Genomic DNA, 19,251 nt, shown 5'->3' with positions numbered 1-19,251 from the left:
ACCTCGTCAGTTGCAATGATTACTTGATTACAACGCTACGCCGTGTGATCGAGTGCAGCCAGGATGTCGTGCGCGGTTCAGGGGTCCAGGGACCCGGCAACCGTGCACGGGTGGCGCAGCCGCCTACCCTCGACGCCATGCGCAAATCGATGGGGATTGCCGTGGTGGGTGTGTTCGCACTGGTGCTGGGGGGCTGCAGCAGCGGGCCGACCGACACCGAGCAGGCGGCGCAGCAGTTCGCGGAGGCGCTCACCCAGCGCAACGCGCAGGCCGCCGCCGACCTCACCTCCGACCCGGCCGCGGCGGCGGCGGCGATCACCCAGATGTTCGACGGACTGGACCCGCAGGACGTGCGGTTCACCGTGGCCACCACCGACAGCGACGCGGGCACCTTCACCCTCGCCGCCGACTGGACCCTCGGCGAGCCGGAGACCGCACCCGCGCCCGCCCCCGCCGCCGCCGCGTCAGTGACATCGGCCGCGTCGGCCACGCCCGCCGCGCCGGAGAAGTGGACGTACACCACCACGGGCGGCGGTGCCGGCGTCGCCGACGGCGGCGCCATCCCGTGGGACCCGCAGCTGCTCGCCCCGGGCCTGACCGCCGACTCGACGCTGCGCTACACCACCCTCTCCGGCGGCTCGCCGACGGTGCTCGACGCCGCCGGCCGGCCGCTGATGGCCGAGCAGACCGTCACCCTGGTCAACGTCGACACCGCGCAGGCCCCGGACCCCGCCGTGACCGCCGCCGCCCTGGCGCCCCTGCTCGCCCCGGTGGCCCCGACCCTCACCGCCGCCTCCGTGCAGGCGGATCTCGCTGCGGCGCAGGGCAAGACGGCCACCGTCATCACCCTGCGCGACGCCGACCTCGAACCCATCGCCGGCGCCCTCGCCGCGGTCCCCGGCGTCACACTGGTCGAGCAGACCCGGCTGCTCACCGTCGACAAGGCGGACACCTCACCGGCCCTCGACGGGCTGCGCCAGCTCTGGCAGGAGGGCCAGGACGCCACCACCGGATGGGCGGTACAACTGGTGCGCGCCAACGGTTCCGCCGACATGGTCGCCGGTGTCGAGGGCACCCGTGCGCCCGACATCGCCAGCACCCTGGACCCGGCGGTCCAGTCCGCCGCGCAGGACGCGCTCGCCGCCCTGCCGCAGCAGGCCGCGATCGTCGCGATCCGGCCGTCCACCGGGGCGGTGCTCGCGGTCGCGCAGAACGCGCCGGCCACCGCGCAGGGGCCGATCGCGCTGACCGGCCTCTACCCGCCGGGCTCCACCTTCAAGACGGTCACCACCTCCGCAGCGCTGCAACAGGGTTCGGTCACTCCCGCCACGGTGCTGCCCTGCCCCGGCAGCGCGAACATCGAGGGCCGCACCATCCCCAACGACGACAACTTCGACCTCGGCGCGGTGCCGCTGCACACCGCCTTCGCCCGCTCCTGCAACACCACCATGGGCCAGCTCGCGGTCGCGATGGGGCCGAACGCGCTGCACGACGCGGCCCTGCAGTTCGGTCTCGGGGTGGACTACGTGACGCCCGGACTGACCACCGTCACCGGCAGTGTCCCGGCCGCCGACACCCCGGCCCAGCGCGTCGAGGCGGCGATCGGGCAGGGGCAGGTCACGGCCTCCCCGTTCGGGATGGCGATGGTCGCGGCGTCCATCGCGAAGGGCAGCGCGCCCGCCCCGATGCTGGTCGTCGGCCAGCCCGGTACCGCGAACCTCACGCCCGCCGCGGCGCCGGTCCAGGTGACCGACGAACTGCGGACGATGATGCGCGAGACCGTCACCGCCGGCACCGCGACCCAGCTCGTGGACCTGCCCGACCTGCGCGGCAAGACCGGCACCGCCGAGGTCGACAACGGGCCGGCGCACGGCTGGTTCGTCGGCATCGACGGGGACGTCGCGTTCGCGGTGTTCGTCGCCGGCGCGGACAGTTCGGCCCCCGCGGTCGATGCGGCCGGTCGGTTCCTGCGGCCGATCCAGGCCCAGCTCCCGCGGTGACCCTCGGGCAGCACCGGGTGCCGCTCGCCTTCGGGGCCGGTCGGGTTTGTCGCCGGAGTCGCGTCGGTCGTCTCCTGTTCGCGCTGCGGATCTGGAAGTTGGACGGGGAGAGGCAGTTCCGCGCACCTTCCCGATCGAGCCGCCCGCGGTCGCGCCCCTCGGTTCGCCCTGACCTGGCTATCCATGCGCACCATCCGGGCATCCGCTCCGTCGTCGACAACCGTTGCGTCACCGGCGAACTGGGCCTGACCTGTCTCCCGATATCCGAGACCGTATGACACCGAGTGCCGTATCTTCACCAAATCATTCACGTACTTTGGGGGTTTGGGGAATGCGCACATTGACAGGCGTCAGTTGGGCTGTTGCGGTGACCACCGCGGCGGCGCTACTCGCCACCGCCGCGCCGGCCAGCGCGGAGAACACGACGCCCTACGAGCGGCCGACCATGGTCGCCGCCGGTAGTGGGTACGCCGCGGATTTGCAGGCGGCGGTCAACTTCTGGACCGTCGACCGGCTCGCCGTTGCCGGTCTCAACGACGACAACGGCTGGCCGATCGACGGCCAGGGCAGTGACGTCATCGTCGAGCCGACCGGTGGAGGCGACGCCCTCAGTGCCACCGCCACGGATTCCGGCCTCATCCGCAAGACCGCCGGGAAGCTGTTCCTCAAGATCGACGCGCCGGGAAAGACCTGGTTGTCCACCTGCTCGGCGAATGTCGTCAGCAGCGCGAACCAGAGCGTCGTGCTCAGCGCCGCCCACTGCTTCCGGCAGAACTCCTCCAACTGGGACTTCGGCATCGGGATCGAGAACAACACGGCTGTCAGGGCGGTCTTCATCCCGGGCTTCAACGGTGCCGGTCTGGCCCGCTACGTCCTCGGCACGCCGGAGGGGAGCGGGGCGCTGCCCGGCACCGACATCGCGCCCTACGGCGTGTGGGGGGTGACCCGTCAGTGGACCACCAACCTGTGGGCGCAGGACGCCAGCTTCTTCGGTGAAGGCCCCGCGCACGACATGGCCGCGTTCCTGGTCGACAGCCCCACCGACAGCCGGCCGATCCAGCAGGTCACAGGGGGCCAGCAGGTCGGCTTCAACCTGCCCCAGGGCAAGGCGCTGACCGGCTTCGGCTACCCGACCGACAACGCCATCAGCTGGTACAAGACCCCGTACGTCAACGGCGTCCCGACCCGCACGGGTGCGGCCAACGTGTTCGGGACGCCGGCCGCACTCCAGCGCTCCTTCGACGGCCGTACGCTCAAGGTCAGCTCGGGTCAGTCGACCGCCGTCACCGGCAAGTACCTCGACGTGCTGCCCATGGCCATCAGCCCCGGCGCCAGCGGCGGACCCTGGTTCGAGCAGTACGACCCGGCCACCGGCACCGGCATCCAGGTCGGCGTCCTCTCCCACTTCGTCAACGCCGACGGCGGCACGGCGGTCTTGGAGACCCTCTTCGCCAACATGAATCCCGCCCGCCCGCACGGTTCGGTCACCCACTTCATGGCTCAGGAGAAGTCCGTCTTCGACCTCGCCCAGGCTCAGGTCGCGCCGAACTGACACGTTGACGGGCCTCGGGTACGGATCGGGTCCGTGCCCGAGGCCCGTTTTCGGTAGCCGGTGAAGACGATTCCGCCGACCCCCAGCGGATCATGTTGGTGTTGGCCGGGTTTCGGCTCAGCGTGGTTGTCGTCGAAGTGAGCGACCTCAGCTGACGAATGCCGCACGGAACTGGTGCCGGTCCAGCCCAGCTGCGGCTTCGGAAGTTGGCCGGAGAGGAAGTTCCGCACGCCCTCCCCGGCTGCGCCGTATGCGGCCGTGTCCTCCGGTTCGGCCTGGCCCCGCTATCAATGCGCAGCATCTGGGTATCCGCTCCGCCGTCGACGACAGCACCGGCGAACCGGGCCCGACCTATCTCCCGATACCCGAGACCGCATGACCACGAGTGCCGTATCTTCACCAGATCATTCATGTTCTTTTGGGGGTTTGGGGAAAATGCGCACATTGACGGGCGTCAGCTGGGCTGTTGCGGTGACCACCGCGGCGGCCCTGCTCGCCACTTCCGCGCCCGCAAGCGCAGGGTCCACGGAGGCGCCCGTGCTCGGCACCTCCGGGTCCGCAAGCACCGGGTCCGCCAGCACGAAGTCCACGGCACCCTACGAGCGGCCGGCCATGGTCGCCGCCGGTAGCGGCTACGCCGCGGAATTGCAGGATGCGGTCAACTACTGGACCGTCGACCGGCTCGCCATAGCCGGTCTCAGTGATGACGACATCAGTGAGGCAGGAGGCGGGATCAACGGCCAGGGCAGCGACGCCATCGTCGAGCCGACCGCCGGAGGCGACGCCCTCAGCGCCACCTCCACGGAAACCGGCCTGATCACCAAGACCGCCGGGAAGTTGTTCCTCAAGCGCAGCAAGGTGGGAACCACCGACTACTTCTGGTCCAGCTGCTCGGCGAACGTGGTCAACAGCGCGAACCAGAGCGTCGTGCTCACCGCTGCCCACTGCTTCGAGTCGAACTCCGCCAACTGGGACTTCGGCACCGGGTTGGAGAACGTGGCGACCGACAGGGCGGTCTTCATCCCGGGCTTCAACGGTGCCGCTCTGGCCCGCTACGTCCTCGGCACTCCGGAGGGGAGCGGGGCGCTGCCCGGCACCGACATCGCGCCCCACGGCGTGTGGGGAGTGACCCGTCAGTGGATCACCAGCGAATGGCGGGTCGACCCCAGCCAGTTCGGTGATGGACCCATGCACGACATGGCCGCGTTCCTGGTCGACAGCCCCACCGACAGCCGGCCGATCCAGCAGGTCACCGGCGGCCAGGAGGTCGGCTTCAACCTGCCCCAGGGCCAGGTGCTGACCGGCTTCGGCTACCCCGCCGACAACATCAAGAGCTGGTACGCGCCCCCGTTCGTCAACGGTGTCCCGACCCGCACGGGCGCGGCCAACGAGCACGGGGTGCCGTCCGCACTCCAGCGCTCCTACGACGGCCGTACCCTCAAGATCAGCTCCGGCAAGACGACGGGCATCACCAGCAAGTACCTCGACGTGCTGCCCGCGGCCATCAGCCCCGGCGCCAGCGGCGGACCCTGGTTCGAGCAGTACGACCCGGCGACCGGCACCGGCATCCAGGTCGGTGTCACCTCCCACTTCGTCAACGCCGACGGCGGCCTCCCGGTCTTGGAGACCGTCCTCACCGGGGGAGACTCCGCCCGACCGCACATGTCTGCCAGCCATTTCGTGGACCAGGAGAAGGCCGTCTACGACCTCGCCCAGGCCCAGGTCATGCCGAACTGACACGTTGACGGGCCTCGGGTACGGATCAGGTCCGTTCCCGAGGCCCGTTTTCAGTAGCTGAGGGTGGTCGCGCCGCTCCGGCTGACGAGCCCGGCTCGGCTCAGATGCACCAGACGAGCGCGGCGGACCCGAGCGGGACGCTGAAGCACAGGGACACCGAGCCGACGGCGGGCGAGACGACCGGGAGTTCGCTGGCGGTGGCGACGGGGGCGGCGAAGACGCCGACGGTCAGGGCGATGGCGGTGGCGGCGAGGGTTTTCGTGATCTTGGCGGACATGATGCTCACACCTTGGAGAGGACGAACGAGCGGAAGGAGCCGGTTCTGTCGTGGCTCCCTTCCATCGTCCGCCCGTGGCCAGGTGCCACACAAGGGCGCCGCTCAGTGCACCCCGCGCATCATCTTGCTGATCCACGGCGAGAGCAGCACCATCACGAGGCCGACGCCGATCGACGCCGCCCCGATCCAGGCGAAGTACGGCGCCTGGTCGGATTCGTCGTAGTACTTCGCCAGGGTGCCGGCCATCGACGAACCCAGCGCCACCGACAGGAAGAACAGCGCGACCATCTGGGTGTGGAACGCCCGCGGGGCCAGCTTGGTCGACAGCGACAGCCCGACCGGGGACAGGAACAGTTCCGCGAACGTGAACAGCAGCAGCGTGAACACCAGTCCGAGCAGCGGCGCGCTGTTCTCGCCGCCGCCGGAGAACGGCAGGAACGACAGGAACGCCAGGCCCATGATGGTCGTGCCCGCGGCGAACTTCAGCGGCGTCGAGGGCTGGCGTGGCCCGAGTTTGGTCCACATCGCGGCGAACACGCCCGCGAAGATGATGATGAACACGGGGTTGATCGACTGCACCCACGACGCGGGGAACTCCCAGCCGAACAGGTTGCGGTCGAGGTACTTGTCGGCGTAGATCGCGACCACCGTGAACTGCTGCTGGAACAGTGACCAGAACGCGGCGCTGGCCAGGAACATCGGGATGAACGCGAGCACCCGGCTGCGCTCGGTGCTGGTGATCTTCCGGCTCGACAGGATGACCACGAAGTACCCGATCGAGGCGACGACAGTCACGCCGACCACCACGTCGGAGAGGTTCTCGGTGGTGATCAGCCCGACGCCCGCAGCGGCCGCGAGGACCGCCAGCGCCGCCGCCGCGATCGCGAGGTACCGCAACCGCTCGGCCGTGGGCAGCGGGTTCGACGGCGTCGCGCCGATGCCCGCCAGCCGCTTGCGCCCGATCGTGTACTGGATCAGGCCGACGGCCATGCCGATCGCGGCGAGCAGGAAGCCGGCGTGGAAGCCCCAGTTCTTCTGCGCCCACCCGGTGAGCAGCGGCCCCACGAAGGCGCCCAGGTTGATGCCCATGTAGAACAGCGAGAACCCGGCGTCGCGGCGCTCGTCGCCCTCGGAGTAGAGGTCCCCGACCAGTGACGTCGCGTTCGCCTTGAGGCCGCCGCTGCCCACCGCGATCGCGACGAGTCCGACGCCGACCCCCACCAGCCCCGGGATCGCCGCCAAGGCCACGTGGCCGAGCATCACCAGCACGGCGCTGTAGAACAGGGTGCGTTCGGAGCCGAGCAGCCGGTCCGCCACCCAGGCGCCGAGGATCGTGGAGAGGTAGACGGTGCCGCCGTACGCGCCGACGATGCTGACCGCGGCCGCCTCGGAGATGCCCAGCCCGCCCTCGGCGGCCGAGTAGTAGAGGTAGTACAGCAGGATGCCCTGCATGCCGTAGAACGAGAACCGTTCCCACATCTCGACGCCGAAGAGGTTGGCCAGCGCAAACGGCTGACCGAAGAATCCGCGGTCGGACTTGGGGTCCCGGGGTAGCGAAGACACTTCGCTCATCCGAAAAGCGTCCCACACCGGAGCGCCGGACGCCCGGCGCGAACGCCGCGCGTGTCAGCGGCCCGGTGTCAGTGGCGCGGTGTCAGCGGGAGGTGCGGGCGCGCACCCGGCCGTAGATCGCACGCCAGCCGATCAGGAACACCGCGAGCACGGTGCCGGCCACCAGAACGAAGCTGAACGCGGTGCCCTGGCCACCGACGACGCGCAGCATCATCCCGACCACCAGCGTCGACAGCCACACCAGCACCCCGGTCGGCACCACCAGGCGGGGGTCGAACTTGTTCCGGTACAGACCGAACGTCGCGAGCCACCCGACCGCGAGTCCGCCGAGGAACGGCCAGGCCGTCGACGCGAGCCCGGCGAGGACGTCGGCCTCGTCGTGGCTGCGGCGGCCGATCGCGCAGAACACGATCACGAGCACGACGTCGACGGCGAGGACTGGCAGCACCTTCTTCACGACGACCAGCGTAGGCCCGGACCGGATGTCCCTCTCCGCGGGACGGCCTGTCGGCAAATTCCCCGGCCGTACCTAGCGTGTGGCGCGATACTTCCGATCAGAACTTCAGACTTCAGGAGGCTGTGAGCAACATGACCCAGTGGAACGAGGAATGCGACGTCCTGGTGGTGGGCTCGGGCGGCGGTGGCGTCACCGGCGCCTACACCGCGGCCCGCGAGGGGCTGTCGGTTGTCCTGGTGGAGGCCACCGACAAGTTCGGCGGTACCACCGCGTACTCGGGCGGTGGCGGGGTGTGGTTCCCGTGCAACCCGGTGCTCACGCGCGCGGGCACCGACGACACCATCGACGACGCGCTCGAGTACTACCACTCGGTGGTCGGCGATCGGACCCCTCGTGAGCTGCAGGACGCCTACGTCCGCGGCGGCGCCCCGCTCATCGAGTACCTCGAGCAGGACGAGAACCTCAAGTTCGAGATGCTGCCGTGGCCCGACTACTTCGGCAAGGCCCCCAAGGCCCGCCTCGACGGTCAGCGGCACACCATGCCGTCGGTGCTGCCGGTGTCGGAGGCCCCCGAGCTGCGTGAGCTGGTGCGCGGACCGCTCGACACCGACCGGCTCGGCACACCCGCGCCCGACGACTACTTCATCGGCGGCCGCGCGCTGATCGCCCGGTTCCTCAAGGCGATCGCCAAGTACCCGAACGCCACCCTGAACCTGAACACGACGCTCGTGGAGCTGGTGGTCGAGGACGGGGCCGTGGTCGGCGCCATCGTCGAGCGCGACGGCGAGCGCGTCGCGATCCGCGCCCGCAAGGGTGTCGTGCTCGCGGCCGGCGGCTTCGAGGGCAACGACGAGCTGCGGCAGAAGTTCGGGGTGCCCGGTGAGGCCCGCGACACGATGGGCCCGTGGGCCAACCTCGGCAAGGCACACGAGGCCGGCATCGCGGCTGGCGCCGACACCGACCTGATGGGCGAGGCCTGGTGGTCGCCGGGCATGACCCACCCGGACGGCCGCTCCGCGTTCGCGCTGTGGTTCACCGGCGGCATCTTCGTCAACCAGGACGGCAAGCGGTTCGTCAACGAGTCCGCGCCGTACGACCGCCTCGGTCGCGACGTGATCCGGCAGCTCGAGGACGGCACGGTCACGCTGCCGTACTGGATGGTCTACGACAACAAGGAGGGTGCGGTTCCTCCGGTCAAGGCCACCAACGTCTCCATGGTCGAGGCGGAGAAGTATCAGGCGGCCGGCCTGTGGCACACCGCGGACACCCTCGAGGAGCTCGCCGAGAAGATCGGCATCCCCGCAGAGAACCTGGCCGCCACCGTCACGCGGTTCAACGAGTTCGTGGCCAAGGGCGTCGACAAGGACTTCGGCCGTGGCGACGAGGCGTACGACCGGGCGTTCTCGGGCGGCGAGCCGCCGCTGGTCACGATCGACCAGGGGCCGTTCCATGCGGCCGCGTTCGGCATCTCCGATCTCGGCACCAAGGGCGGGCTGCGCACGGACACCGCGGCGCGGGTGCTCGACAAGTCGGGCGACCCGATCCCGGGTCTGTACGCGGCGGGCAACACGATGGCCGCGCCGAGCGGCACCGTGTATCCCGGCGGCGGTAACCCGATCGGTACCAGCATGCTGTTCAGCCATCTCGCGGTGCTCGACATGGCTGCAGGCAGCTAGAGACGCGAGAACGCCCTCCACCGCGACCCCAGGAGATGGGGCGCGGTGGAGGGCGTCGTTCTGCGTGTGGGGATCAGGCCTGGAGGCCGGCCTCGATCTCGAGGGTGAGGGTGATCTTGTCGCCGACCACGGCGCCGCCGCCTTCGAGGGGCATCTCGATGCTGATGCCGAAGTCCTTGCGGTTGATCACGGTGCTGGCCTCGAAGCCGGCGACCGGGCCGTGGCCCATGCCGGGGTTGACGCCGTTGAACTCGAGCTTGAGGTCCACGGGCCGGGTCACGCCGCGCAGGGTGAAGTCGCCGGTGACGATGAAGTCCTCGCCCTTGGCCGTGACCGAGGTGGACTTGAAGGTCGCGGTGGGGAACTGCGCGGCGTCGAAGAAGTCGGCGGTCTTGAGGTGGCCGTCGCGCTGCTCGTTGTCGGTGGTGATGGACGCGACCTGGATCTGCGCCTCGACGGAGGGGGTGCCGTCCTCGGCGACGGTGATGGCGCCGGAGAAGTCCTGGAAGCGGCCGCGGACCTTGCTGACCATCAGGTGGCGCACGGAGAAGCCGACGGTGGAGTGACTGGCGTCGATGGCCCAGGTGCCGGGGGTGAGGGTGGGCAGGGCGATGGCGGTGGTCATGTGAACTCCCGAGGGTAAGTAGTTGAATCTTGAAGCACTGGTTGTCTCAACCGTGCCACCGTCGGGTTTCTTCCCGCAACCGGATGTGATCTGCGTCACCGATTCTCGGCACGGAGATTCCTCGGGAGTGTTCTTACTGCTCAGTAAGTTCCCGTGGTAGGTTCGCCTTGCTTCGCCGCTTTGTCTGGTTTGTCCGCCCCTTGGGGCTGTCGCGTATTCGCCTCTGCTGCACTCGATCTGGGGCGGTGTGGCGGTGATCGGCGCCCCTTCATGGAAGCAAGGAGAAAACCTTTGTCGAAGAAGGCGACCATCGCCCGTTGTGCCGGCGCCGCCGCGGCACTCACCGGCGCCCTGGCCCTCGCGCTGCCGGGTATCGCGTCCGCGGCCCCGGCCGGCGAGGTGCCGGCGCCGGAGATCTCGGCGAACGCCGACGGCGATGTCATCGAGATGACGCTCACTCAGACCAGTGCTGGTCAGGGTGTCATGTGCGTGCCGATCGTCCTCAAGGCGACCGATGCGCTGCCCCTCGCCGCGACACCGATGGATCAGTGGCCCGGCTTCGGCGAACTCATGAACACGGTCCACTACATCGGGAATCCGACGTCCGACGCGTCGCCGAAGTCGGAGAGCACCACCGCGACCGATGAGAACGGGTTCAACCCCGGTCTGCTCAAGCCGATCACACCGGGCGCTTACGCCGTCGTCGGAGCGTGCGTCGACGGTGCAGAGCAGAACGCGGTCCTGTCGTACAGCTACCAGGTCGTCTTCTCCCCGGGCGGCGTCGGCAGCCTCGGTCAGGCCTTGGACCTGGGCAGCTCCACCCTCGAGATGGACGGTGGCAGCAGCATCGTCGCGGACCTGCTGACCAGCGGCGCCGRCAGCAGCATGCTGTCCTCCAGCCTCAGCTGACCGCAACTCCACGCGGTGCCGGCCGAAACGCGCTTGGGTGAAGGGTGTTTCGACCGGCACCGTATCGTCACGCCGGCTGAGTAGCCTCCGTCCGGGTGGCGGCGGCCAGCACGGCGCGCAACGCGGAGGCCGTCACGGACTGGTCGAGCCCGATGCCCCAACGCGCGGTCCCGCCGCTGCTGCACCGCGCGTAGGTGATCACTCGCCGGTCGCCGCCCGTGCCCGTCGGCTGCTGCACGAGCGAGAGCACCTCCACGGGGCGTCCGTGCTCGGTCAGGATCCGGCTCAGTGCCTCGGCGGGGCCGGTGCCGTCGGCCGCGCCGTCGACCGCGAGCTCGTCGACGCTGGCGCGGACCTGCAGGTGGGCGCCAGCGTCACGGTGCTCGACCGACCAGCCCGCGAGCTCGCCGCGGTGGCCGTACTCGCTCAGCAGCCAGTCCCACAACTGCTCCGCGGTCACCTCGGCCCCGCTGTCGTCGGTGGACCGCTGCACGCGTCGGGCAAAGTCGATCTGCAGCGGCCGGGGCAGGTCCAGCCCGTACCCKGTCTGCAGCAGGTATGCGATGCCGCCCTTGCCGGACTGGCTGTTGACCCGGATCACCGCCTCGTAGTCGCGGCCCACGTCGCGGGGGTCGATGGGCAGGTACGGCACGTCCCAGGGCGCCTGCCCCGGCTCGACGCCGGCCGCCGCGGCGCTGGCGTGGTGGTGGGCGAACCCCTTCTTGATGGCGTCCTGATGGGTCCCGGAGAACGCCGTGTAGACCAGGTCGCCGCCGTACGGGTGTCGCTCGTGCACGGCAATCCTGTTGCAGTACTCCACGGTTCGGCGCACCTCGTCGATGTCGGAGAAGTCGATCATCGGGTCCACGCCCTGTGAGTGCAGGTTCAGTGCGAGCGTCACCAGGTCCACGTTGCCGGTTCGCTCGCCGTTGCCGAACAGGCAGCCCTCCACTCGCTGCGCGCCGGCCAGCACCGCCAGTTCCGCACACGCGACGCCGGTGCCGCGGTCGTTGTGCGGGTGCACCGACAGGATCACCGACTCACGTCGGGCCAGGTTCCGGTRCATGTACTCGATCTGGTCGGCGTAGACGTTCGGTGTCGAAACCTCCACCGTCGCAGGCAGGTTGTGGATCACCGGCCGGTCCTCGCTGGCGTCCCACAGCTCGGTGAGGCTGTCGCACACCTCCAGCACGAAGTCCGGCTCGGTCAGGTTGAACACCTCGGGGGAGAACTCGTAGCGGACGCCCGGCCGGTGGTCGCCGCCGCGGGCGACATCCTGTGCGGCCTCGAAGATCAAGCGGTGCAACCGGTCCCGGTTGTGGCCGAGCACCACCTGACGCCAGGTCGGGGCGGTCGCGGTGTACATGTGCACCACCACGTCCGGCAGCCCGCGCACCGACTCGTAGGTGCGCTCGATCAGGTCGGCGCGGGCGGCGGTGAACACCACGACCGTGACGTCGTCCGGAACGAGGTCCGCAGTGACCAATTCGCGCACGAAGTCGAAGTCGGTCTGGCTGGCCGACGGGTAGCCGACCTCGATCTCCTTGTAGCCCATGGCAACCAGCTGCTCGAAGAGTTTGCGTTTGCGGGCCGGGTCCATCGGTTCGGCGAGCGCCTGGTTGCCGTCGCGCAGGTCCACCGGCACCCACAACGGGGCGGTGGTGGTGCGGGTCGACGGCCAGGTTCGTTCGGTCAGCGGTACCGGGACCCGGTCGGTGTACGGGCGGTAGCGGTGCGAGGGCATGGCGGACGGGGTCTGGCGATTCCAGTTCACGGGGAAGCTCCTGCGGTGGGCGGTCGGTCGACCGGCACGGCGGAACCCCGCGGCGGGGAGCCGGTCCGGTCAGGCCCCGCCGCGGCTGCCGAGGAGGAGAACCCGAGTGGCCACGAGCGGTACGCTAGGCGAGATCGACTTGTCTGACAACCTGAGGAGAGAAATTGGCGTCGCCACTACGGCGCAACCTGCTGGCCGATCAGGCCGCCGACCTGCTCCTGTCCCGGCTGGGCGCGGGGGAGTGGGACGTCGGGGCGAGGCTGCCGGGGGAGACCACTCTCGCGGTCGAACTGGGCGTCGGCAGGTCCACCGTCCGGGAGGCGCTGCGGATGCTCGCCGGTCAGGGCTTGCTGCGTTCCCGCCAGGGCGTCGGTGTCTTCGTCGAGCGCACCGAACCCCTCGGCGACGGCTGGACGAGCGTGCTGCGTGGGGAGGCCATTGCCGCGGTCGTCGAGGTCCGCAACGCCCTCGAGGTCGAGGCGGCGCGGCTCGCCGCCCAGCGCGCCACCGACGCGGACGTGAGATTGATGCGCCGTGCCCTCGACCGGCGCGCCGCGGCATCCGGCAAGGGCGACGCGGAGTTCGTGGCGGCCGACATCGAGGTGCACCGGGCGGTGGTGGTCGCCGCTCACAACCCGGTGCTGACCGAGCTGTTCGAAACCTTCGTGCCGCGGCTCACGGAGGCGATGGTCGAGATGGTCGAGCTGCTGGACCTGCGCCGCCGAGATCCGGCGCCGGATGCGGACGACCACCAGCTGCTCGTGGAGGCGGTAGCGGCGGGCGACGCCGAGGCGGCCGTGCGGATCAGCCGGGCGCACCTCGACGCGATGCTCGGCGCGCTGCACGAGGGGCGAGGGGCGCTGCCTAACGGTTCCCCAATGTGACATCGGGGAACCCTGGGGCACCCAATGTGACATTGGGGAGCGAGCCGGGTGCGGGCGTCAGGCGGGGTCGGCGCGCTTGGGGGTCGGGTCGGTCAGCGGGTTGAGCGGGTCGGCCTCGCGGTCACGCTCGTGCATCGCCTTCTGCTCGTTGCGCTCGAGTTCGACGTCGAAGTGCAGGTCCTCGTGCTGGTGCACCCGGAACAGGACCAGGAAGACGATCCAGCCGACCAGCGCCACCAGGATGAAGCTCACGCCCCGGTAGACGAACGCGGCGGCGACGGCCTGCGAGGCGCTGATGCTCGCCGCGGTGGTCAGCGTCGCGATCAGGGTGGCATCGACGAACACCAGCCCGCCCGGCGCCAGGGGGATGGTGGCCACCGCCTTGCCCGCGGCGAACGCGATCAGCAGTCCCGCCGGGAGCGGGTCCGCGCCGATCGCGTAGCAGGCGAAGGCCAGGCACGCGACGTCGCCGAGCCGGTGTACGGCCGACCAGCCGAGCGCCAGTGCCCCGTCCTTGCGTCCGAGTCGCACCGACTCGAGCTGGTCGAGCGTCTCCCGGACCGCGTGCATCCCGGTGTCGGACGGCTTGTGGCGCATGGCGTTGACGCGGACCAGCACCCAGCGGGCGGCGGCCTCGATGGAGTTCGGGTGTGCGCTGACGTAGCGGACCGCGTAGATAAACGCGATCAGCCCCGCCACCGAGAAGGCGAGGGTGAACGGGCTGACCGATCCTCCGACCAGCATGGCGCCGCCGACGCCGAGCAGTGCCAGGCCGGCCGCCGCGATCACGCCGGAGATCGCCAGTTGCCACGATGCGACCACAGGGCTCGCACCCCAGCGCCGGGTCTCCCGGTAGGTGAAGGCCGTGGAGAAGACCTGGCCGGCGGGCAGGGTCACCGCCATCGCGGTGGACGCGTAGACGACGGACACCGAGTCGAGTTGGCGTACCCGCACGCCACCGGCGTGGAGCAACTGCTTCTGCACCCGGCCGTAGCCGCTCAGCGACACGGCCTGGGCGAGGACACACGCGGCCAGCCAGCCCCAGTGGATCTCGGAGAGCGCCTCCCAGGACTCGTGCAGACGCGGCCACAGGTAGACGCCCTCGCCGACGAGCAGTGCGACCAGTGCCAGGCCGGCCACCCACTTGAGCCACCGGAACCGGCCGCCGGAACGTTCGGGCGCGGGCACCTCTTGCTTGCGGGGGACGCCCCCACGAGGGTCGGGCTGCGGCGCTACCACTACGTCAGACTAGCCAACCGGGCCCAGATTGCCCGAACCCTGCGCGCCGTGATGTCACGGATATCGCACCGGCGAGGCCAGGTCGGTGACCCGGGTGCGGCCCCGCAGCAGCACCTGGTCGCCGAGCTCCCACTCGGACTGTTCCTCCTCGTCGGCGAAGTACAACGCGCTGGTGGAGGCCAGTACCCGGCTCGGGTGCAGCTTGGCCAGCTCGGTGAGCCGGGACGCCTCGTTCACCGGGTCGCCGATCACGGTGTACTCGAAGCGCTCGGCGGCGCCGATGTTCCCGGCCACCGCCAGGCCGGCCGAGACGCCGATGCCGATGTCCAGGCCGGTGATCTCGTCGAGCGCGAACCGCAGCTCCCGGGCCGCCGACAGTGCCGCGGTCGGGGCGTCGGGCCGGTCCAGGGGGGCGCCGAAGATCGCCAGGGCCGCGTCGCCCATGAACTTGTTGACGAACCCGTTGTGCTCGTCGATCACCGAGACCACCACGCGGAAGAACTCGTTGAGCATGTTGACGACTTCGCCCGGCGGGCGTTCGGCGGCGGCCCCCGTCGAGCCGACCATGTCCACGAACAGCACCGCCACGAACCGCGTCTCGCCGCCGAGTTCGGTGCCGAACTGCAACGCCCGGCGGGCCACGTCCTCGCCGACGTGCTGACCGAACAGTTCCCGCAGCACCTGCCGCTCGGCGGCGTCCTCCATCATCCGGTTGAAGCCCACCTGCAGCCGGCCGATCTCGCTGCCGTCGAACACCTCGACCTGCACGTCGGTGGCGCCGCGCTGGACGCGTTCGATGGCCTTCCGCAGCTGCCGGATCGGGTCCGAGATCTGGCTGGCGGTGAGCATGGACAGCACGAACGCGACGGTGATCGCCATCCCGCACAGCAGCAGGATCGCCACCGCCAGCGAGTCCGTCGTGAACTGCAGGTCGGTGCTCAGCTGGGTCGCACACAACAGCACGATCCCGATGACGGGCATCAGGGTGCCCAGCCCCCAGGTCATCGCCATCCGGGTGCCGACGCCCGGAGCCAGGGTCCGGTCGAAGCGGCCCTCGCTCAGCGCCCGCGCCGCCACCGGCCGCAGAATGCGCTCGCCCAGCATGTAGGTGAAGCCGAAGGTGGTGGTCGCGGCCATGCACACCGTCACCACGACCGCGATCGCGAGCGAGGGCATGTCCGCGAGGGTCAGCGCGACGAACAGGATGCCGCCGACCACCCACAGCACCAGGTGCACGATCGCCTGCCGGAGCGGGGCGTGCAGCGCGGCCATCTGCTCGCTGCGGGTCGGCGGGCCGCCGCGCAGCTGCCAGCGGATCACCGAACGCAGCATCATCGCGGCGGCGCCCAGGCTGACGGCGCCGGCCGCGATCAGGTAGACGCCGAAGATGACGCCGTTGCGGACGCGGTCCGCGACGATCGCGTCGGACTCGGTGATCGGCAGCCCGTACCGGATGAATGCCAGCACCAGCACCGCGCCGATGAAGTTCGCCAGGATCATCGAACCCATGTAGAGCGGCCAACGACTGCGCATTGTCAGCGCGACCGCTCGATAGGAAGATGCCAGCACAACGACCAATTTAACGGGGTGGCACCGACACCGTGTGATCCGCGTGCTGCCAGCGGCCTTCCGGGCGTGGCGGGCCCACGCGAATCCGGTCCCGGCAGCTCGCCCCATCCGTGGGAGCGCGCCGGCGCGCGGCGAGTACCGGGCGAACCCGTCCGTACCCGGATAGGCTCGCCCGGATGACGGCGGACGAGCCGACTCCGACCCCGGACCGGGGTGCCGACGCGTCGTCGGTGCACCCGCTGGTGCGGGTCGGTGCCGAGTGGGCGTGGCGGCTGTTGGTGCTGTTCGCGGCCCTGGTGACGCTGGGCTACATCGTCTCGAAACTCGAGACGGTCCTGATCCCGGTGGGTCTGGCGCTGCTGGCGTCTGCGTTGCTGGTGCCACTGGTGGACTGGATGCAGAGCCGTGGAGTCCCACGCTCCGCCGCAGTCGTGGTGGTCCTGGTCGCGGGCATCGGAGTTGTCGCGGGGATCCTGGCGTTCGTCGTCCAGCAGTTCGTCGAGGGCCTGCCCCAGCTCACCGACCAGTTCACGCAGTCGGTCACGCAGATCCAGGACTGGCTGACCGCCGGGCCCTTCCACTTCTCCGAGGACCAGATTCGCCAGGCCGGGGACTCGGTGGTCACGGCCATCCAGGACAACCGTGAGGCACTGACCAGTGGCGCGCTCACCACCGCGACCGTGATCGGCGAGATCTTCACCGGCGCATTGCTCACCCTGTTCACCCTGATCTTCTTCCTCTACGGCGGCGAGCAGGTCTGGGAGTTCGTCACCCGAATCGTCCCCACCGGCTCCCGCCCGCGGGTCCGACTCGCGGGCAGCCAGGGATTCGCGTCGCTGGTCGGATACGTGCGGGCCACCGTCGTCGTCGCGGCGGCCGATGCGGTCGGGATCGGCGCCGGTCTGGCGATCCTCGGCGTCCCGCTGGCGCTGCCGCTGGCCTCGCTGGTGTTCATCGGCGCCTTCATCCCGATCGTCGGCGCCTTCCTCACGGGGTTCGTCGCGGTGTTCGTCGCGCTGGTGACCAAGGGCCTGGTCACGGCGCTGATCGTGCTCGGCATCATCATCGGGATCATGCAGCTCGAGGGTCACGTGCTGCAGCCGTTGCTGCTCGGTCGGGCGGTCCGTCTGCACCCGCTGGCAGTGGTGCTGGCGATCACCGCCGGCATCGTGCTGGCCGGGATCGTCGGCGGCCTGCTCGCCGTCCCCATTGTCGCGGTGCTGAACACCGCGATCCGGTCGCTGCTGGCCCCGGACCCCGAGGCGGTCCTCGGCGAGGTGGAGATCGACGACCCTCAGGTCCCGCTGTTCCCCGCCACCCCGGACGAGCCGAAGTAGTGGTGAGCGCCTCTATCCTGGAACGCATGGAGGCGAGGGAACCGGTGGCCGCGCGAGACCTCAGAGTCYCGGACGCGGAACGCGAACATGTCGGTGAGATGCTGCAACGGGCGGTCGGGCAGGGTTTGCTCTCGCTCGGCGAGTTCACCGAGCGGATGGACACGGCGCTGGCCGCGAAGACCAGGGGCGAACTGAACGTGGTGCTCTACGACCTGCCCGGCGTGCAGTTGGTCGGCGAGCACGGGCAGYCGGTCGCGCCGCCGACGGCCGCCGCGCAGCCCGCGTACCCGGCGCCCGGACACCCGCAGCCCGGGTATGCGCAGCCCGGCTACCTGCAGCCGCCGGGACCGCAGTCGGGACAGGTGGTGCGCGGCCGGATGTCGACGGTGGCGCGCAAGGGGCGCTGGCAGGTGCCGCCGACGCTGCACGTGGACAGCCGGATGTCGACCGTGACCCTCGACTTCAGCGAGGCCGTGATGCAGACCCAGGTGGTCGAGCTGATCGTGGACGACTACTGCAGCACCATCTCGCTGATCGTGCCGCCGGAGGCCACCGTCGACCTCAACGGCGTCGAGACCGTCGGCGGCAGCGCAACCAACAAGGTGCGGACCGGTCCGCCGATGGGACCGCTGCACCTGGTGGTGCGAGGCCGGGTGCGATTCGGGTCGATCACGGCGAAGCACCCGTTCGGGACGACCTTCCGGCGGATGCTGCGCTGACCGCTCGCGGCCGCGTCGGCACGGACGTGTCGGCCCGGGGGACCGGGCCGACACATCGGTCGCGGGGCGCTCGGGTCAGTCGCGCTTCTGCCGGGCCAGCAGTTCACTGACGCTGACGGTCGGCGCGCCCTCGGTGTGCCGGTGCTTGCCGGCGTTGCTCTGGTCCTCGGCGGGGCCGTGGGCACCGTTCGGGGTGCTCCCGTTCCGATCGGCCACGGGCTCGACGGGACGAAGGGCCCGGCGCTGCGACCGCTGATGCGCGGGCACGGACTGGACCGGCGCCGGCTGGGTCGGCGCCGGCTGGGCCGGGGCGGACTGCGACTGTGCCATGCCGTGCTGCTGCGTCGGGTGCGCGGCCGGACCCTGGGACTGGGCCGGGGCGGGTACCCGGAGGTCCGACAGCCAGCTCTCGATCGGCCGTTCCGCGGGTGCCGGGCGCGGCGCCGGGGGCGTCGGCCGAGCCTCCTGCCGGACGGGGGGCGCAGGCGGGGCCGGGCGCGGCGCCGGGGGCGTCACCATCGGGATCGGCTCGGTCAACGGCTCGCCGAACAGCGGTTCTACGGTCTCCGCGATCCGGCGTGCGGCGGCCGTGCGCTCCGGCAGCACGCGTTCGACCGCGTCCCGGGTCAACGGCTGGCCCGATGCGCGGACGCCCTCGGGCAGGGGCAGTGGCACCCCGACCGCCTCGATCTCAGGCACGTTGTCGGGCATCCGCGCCTCGTCGAGGATCGGCTCGCCGAGGCCCAGTTTCTCCTGGAAGCGCTTCATCCACGCGGGCGCCCACCAGCAGTCGTCGCCGAGCAGCTTCATGGTCGCCGGGACCAGGAACATGCGGATCAGGGTGGCGTCGATGATCAGCGCCGCGATCATGCCGTACGCGATGTACTTCATCATCACCAGTTCGGAGAACGCGAACGCGCCGGT

The 19,251-nt window shown here is 70.3% G+C and carries 15 protein-coding genes and 1 pseudogene; 8 read left to right on the top strand and 8 right to left on the bottom strand.

The annotated features are described in order from the left end of the window. Positions 1-137: 137 nt before the first annotated feature. From AC1DU4_RS20030 to AC1DU4_RS20020, 3 genes are all read left to right on the top strand, one after another. Entirely contained in the window at positions 138-2,000 is a 1,863-nt protein-coding gene (locus AC1DU4_RS20030; protein ID WP_477842755.1) for a penicillin-binding transpeptidase domain-containing protein, read from the top strand. A gap of 331 nt (positions 2,001-2,331) precedes the next feature. After that, entirely contained in the window at positions 2,332-3,552 is a 1,221-nt protein-coding gene (locus AC1DU4_RS20025; RefSeq protein ID WP_477842753.1) for a trypsin-like serine peptidase, read from the top strand. 435 nt (positions 3,553-3,987) lie between these two features. Next, on the top strand, positions 3,988-5,289 hold the full coding sequence (locus tag AC1DU4_RS20020; RefSeq protein ID WP_477842751.1) for a trypsin-like serine peptidase: 1,302 nt from the start codon (positions 3,988-3,990) through the stop codon (positions 5,287-5,289). Positions 5,290-5,389: 100 nt separating this feature from the next. Here AC1DU4_RS20020 and AC1DU4_RS20015 read toward each other — a convergent pair whose 3' ends face one another. The 3 genes from AC1DU4_RS20015 to AC1DU4_RS20005 form a co-directional block, all read right to left on the bottom strand. Continuing rightward, the gene (locus tag AC1DU4_RS20015; protein ID WP_169888157.1) at positions 5,390-5,566 is read right to left on the bottom strand and encodes a hypothetical protein; all 177 of its coding nucleotides are present in this window, start codon (positions 5,564-5,566) and stop codon (positions 5,390-5,392) included. Positions 5,567-5,668: 102 nt separating this feature from the next. Next, positions 5,669-7,138, bottom strand: a complete 1,470-nt coding sequence (locus AC1DU4_RS20010) for a peptide MFS transporter (protein WP_477842748.1) — start codon at positions 7,136-7,138, stop codon at positions 5,669-5,671. 82 nt (positions 7,139-7,220) lie between these two features. Next, positions 7,221-7,595 (bottom strand): DUF3054 domain-containing protein, encoded by a 375-nt coding sequence (locus tag AC1DU4_RS20005; RefSeq protein WP_477842746.1) that lies wholly within the window; start codon positions 7,593-7,595, stop codon positions 7,221-7,223. Between the two features lie 131 nt (positions 7,596-7,726). Between AC1DU4_RS20005 and AC1DU4_RS20000 the strand changes: the two genes are divergently transcribed. Then, positions 7,727-9,271 (top strand): FAD-binding protein, encoded by a 1,545-nt coding sequence (locus AC1DU4_RS20000; RefSeq protein WP_477842785.1) that lies wholly within the window; start codon positions 7,727-7,729, stop codon positions 9,269-9,271. A gap of 73 nt (positions 9,272-9,344) precedes the next feature. Here the strand turns inward: AC1DU4_RS20000 and AC1DU4_RS19995 are convergent, their stop codons facing one another. After that, positions 9,345-9,896 (bottom strand): YceI family protein, encoded by a 552-nt coding sequence (locus tag AC1DU4_RS19995; RefSeq protein ID WP_477842745.1) that lies wholly within the window; start codon positions 9,894-9,896, stop codon positions 9,345-9,347. Positions 9,897-10,187: 291 nt separating this feature from the next. Between AC1DU4_RS19995 and AC1DU4_RS19990 the strand changes: the two genes are divergently transcribed. Then, on the top strand, positions 10,188-10,805 hold the full coding sequence (locus AC1DU4_RS19990; RefSeq protein WP_477842743.1) for a hypothetical protein: 618 nt from the start codon (positions 10,188-10,190) through the stop codon (positions 10,803-10,805). A 67-nt stretch (positions 10,806-10,872) separates the two neighbouring features. On the opposite strand, the gene AC1DU4_RS19985 is transcribed toward AC1DU4_RS19990, so the two are convergent. Next, the gene (locus AC1DU4_RS19985) at positions 10,873-12,549 is read right to left on the bottom strand and encodes a 2-isopropylmalate synthase (RefSeq protein ID WP_477842783.1); all 1,677 of its coding nucleotides are present in this window, start codon (positions 12,547-12,549) and stop codon (positions 10,873-10,875) included. A 194-nt stretch (positions 12,550-12,743) separates the two neighbouring features. Here AC1DU4_RS19985 and AC1DU4_RS19980 point away from each other — a divergent pair, with 194 nt between their 5' ends. Next, the gene (locus AC1DU4_RS19980; RefSeq protein ID WP_477842741.1) at positions 12,744-13,463 is read left to right on the top strand and encodes a FadR/GntR family transcriptional regulator; all 720 of its coding nucleotides are present in this window, start codon (positions 12,744-12,746) and stop codon (positions 13,461-13,463) included. A 57-nt stretch (positions 13,464-13,520) separates the two neighbouring features. On the opposite strand, the gene AC1DU4_RS19975 is transcribed toward AC1DU4_RS19980, so the two are convergent. Both AC1DU4_RS19975 and AC1DU4_RS19970 read right to left on the bottom strand, forming a co-directional pair. Further along, complete coding sequence (locus tag AC1DU4_RS19975) at positions 13,521-14,702, bottom strand: lysylphosphatidylglycerol synthase transmembrane domain-containing protein (RefSeq protein WP_477842739.1); 1,182 nt, start codon at positions 14,700-14,702, stop codon at positions 13,521-13,523. Positions 14,703-14,756: 54 nt separating this feature from the next. Continuing rightward, on the bottom strand, positions 14,757-16,211 hold the full coding sequence (locus tag AC1DU4_RS19970; RefSeq protein WP_477842781.1) for an adenylate/guanylate cyclase domain-containing protein: 1,455 nt from the start codon (positions 16,209-16,211) through the stop codon (positions 14,757-14,759). Between the two features lie 236 nt (positions 16,212-16,447). Between AC1DU4_RS19970 and AC1DU4_RS19965 the strand changes: the two genes are divergently transcribed. Further along, positions 16,448-17,608 (top strand): AI-2E family transporter, encoded by a 1,161-nt coding sequence (locus AC1DU4_RS19965; RefSeq protein ID WP_477842737.1) that lies wholly within the window; start codon positions 16,448-16,450, stop codon positions 17,606-17,608. A 44-nt stretch (positions 17,609-17,652) separates the two neighbouring features. Then, positions 17,653-18,327: a DUF1707 SHOCT-like domain-containing protein gene (locus AC1DU4_RS19960; protein WP_477842779.1), complete on the top strand. Its 675-nt coding sequence runs from the start codon at positions 17,653-17,655 to the stop codon at positions 18,325-18,327. Positions 18,328-18,402: 75 nt separating this feature from the next. Here AC1DU4_RS19960 and AC1DU4_RS19955 read toward each other — a convergent pair. Then, positions 18,403-19,251: pseudogene (locus tag AC1DU4_RS19955) on the bottom strand (MMPL family transporter); the annotation flags it as partial.

This window comes from Rhodococcus sp. P4_F5, from assembly GCF_056401315.1.
The sequence above is the reverse complement of the archived record's forward strand: the minus strand, read 5'-3'. Positions and strand labels throughout refer to the sequence as shown.

Excerpts from the sequence above, each read along its gene's own strand:
- AC1DU4_RS20020 (WP_477842751.1), top strand. The coding sequence starts at position 3,988 with ATGCGCACATTGACGGGCGTCAGCTGGGCTGTTGCGGTGACCACCGCG.
- AC1DU4_RS20000 (WP_477842785.1), top strand. The coding sequence starts at position 7,727 with ATGACCCAGTGGAACGAGGAATGCGACGTCCTGGTGGTGGGCTCGGGC.
- AC1DU4_RS19965 (WP_477842737.1), top strand. The coding sequence starts at position 16,448 with ATGACGGCGGACGAGCCGACTCCGACCCCGGACCGGGGTGCCGACGCG.
- AC1DU4_RS20015 (WP_169888157.1), bottom strand. The coding sequence starts at position 5,566 with ATGTCCGCCAAGATCACGAAAACCCTCGCCGCCACCGCCATCGCCCTG.
- AC1DU4_RS19995 (WP_477842745.1), bottom strand. The coding sequence starts at position 9,896 with ATGACCACCGCCATCGCCCTGCCCACCCTCACCCCCGGCACCTGGGCC.
- AC1DU4_RS20010 (WP_477842748.1), bottom strand. The coding sequence starts at position 7,138 with ATGAGCGAAGTGTCTTCGCTACCCCGGGACCCCAAGTCCGACCGCGGA.
- AC1DU4_RS20030 (WP_477842755.1), top strand. The coding sequence starts at position 138 with ATGCGCAAATCGATGGGGATTGCCGTGGTGGGTGTGTTCGCACTGGTG.
- AC1DU4_RS20025 (WP_477842753.1), top strand. The coding sequence starts at position 2,332 with ATGCGCACATTGACAGGCGTCAGTTGGGCTGTTGCGGTGACCACCGCG.
- AC1DU4_RS19970 (WP_477842781.1), bottom strand. The coding sequence starts at position 16,211 with ATGGGTTCGATGATCCTGGCGAACTTCATCGGCGCGGTGCTGGTGCTG.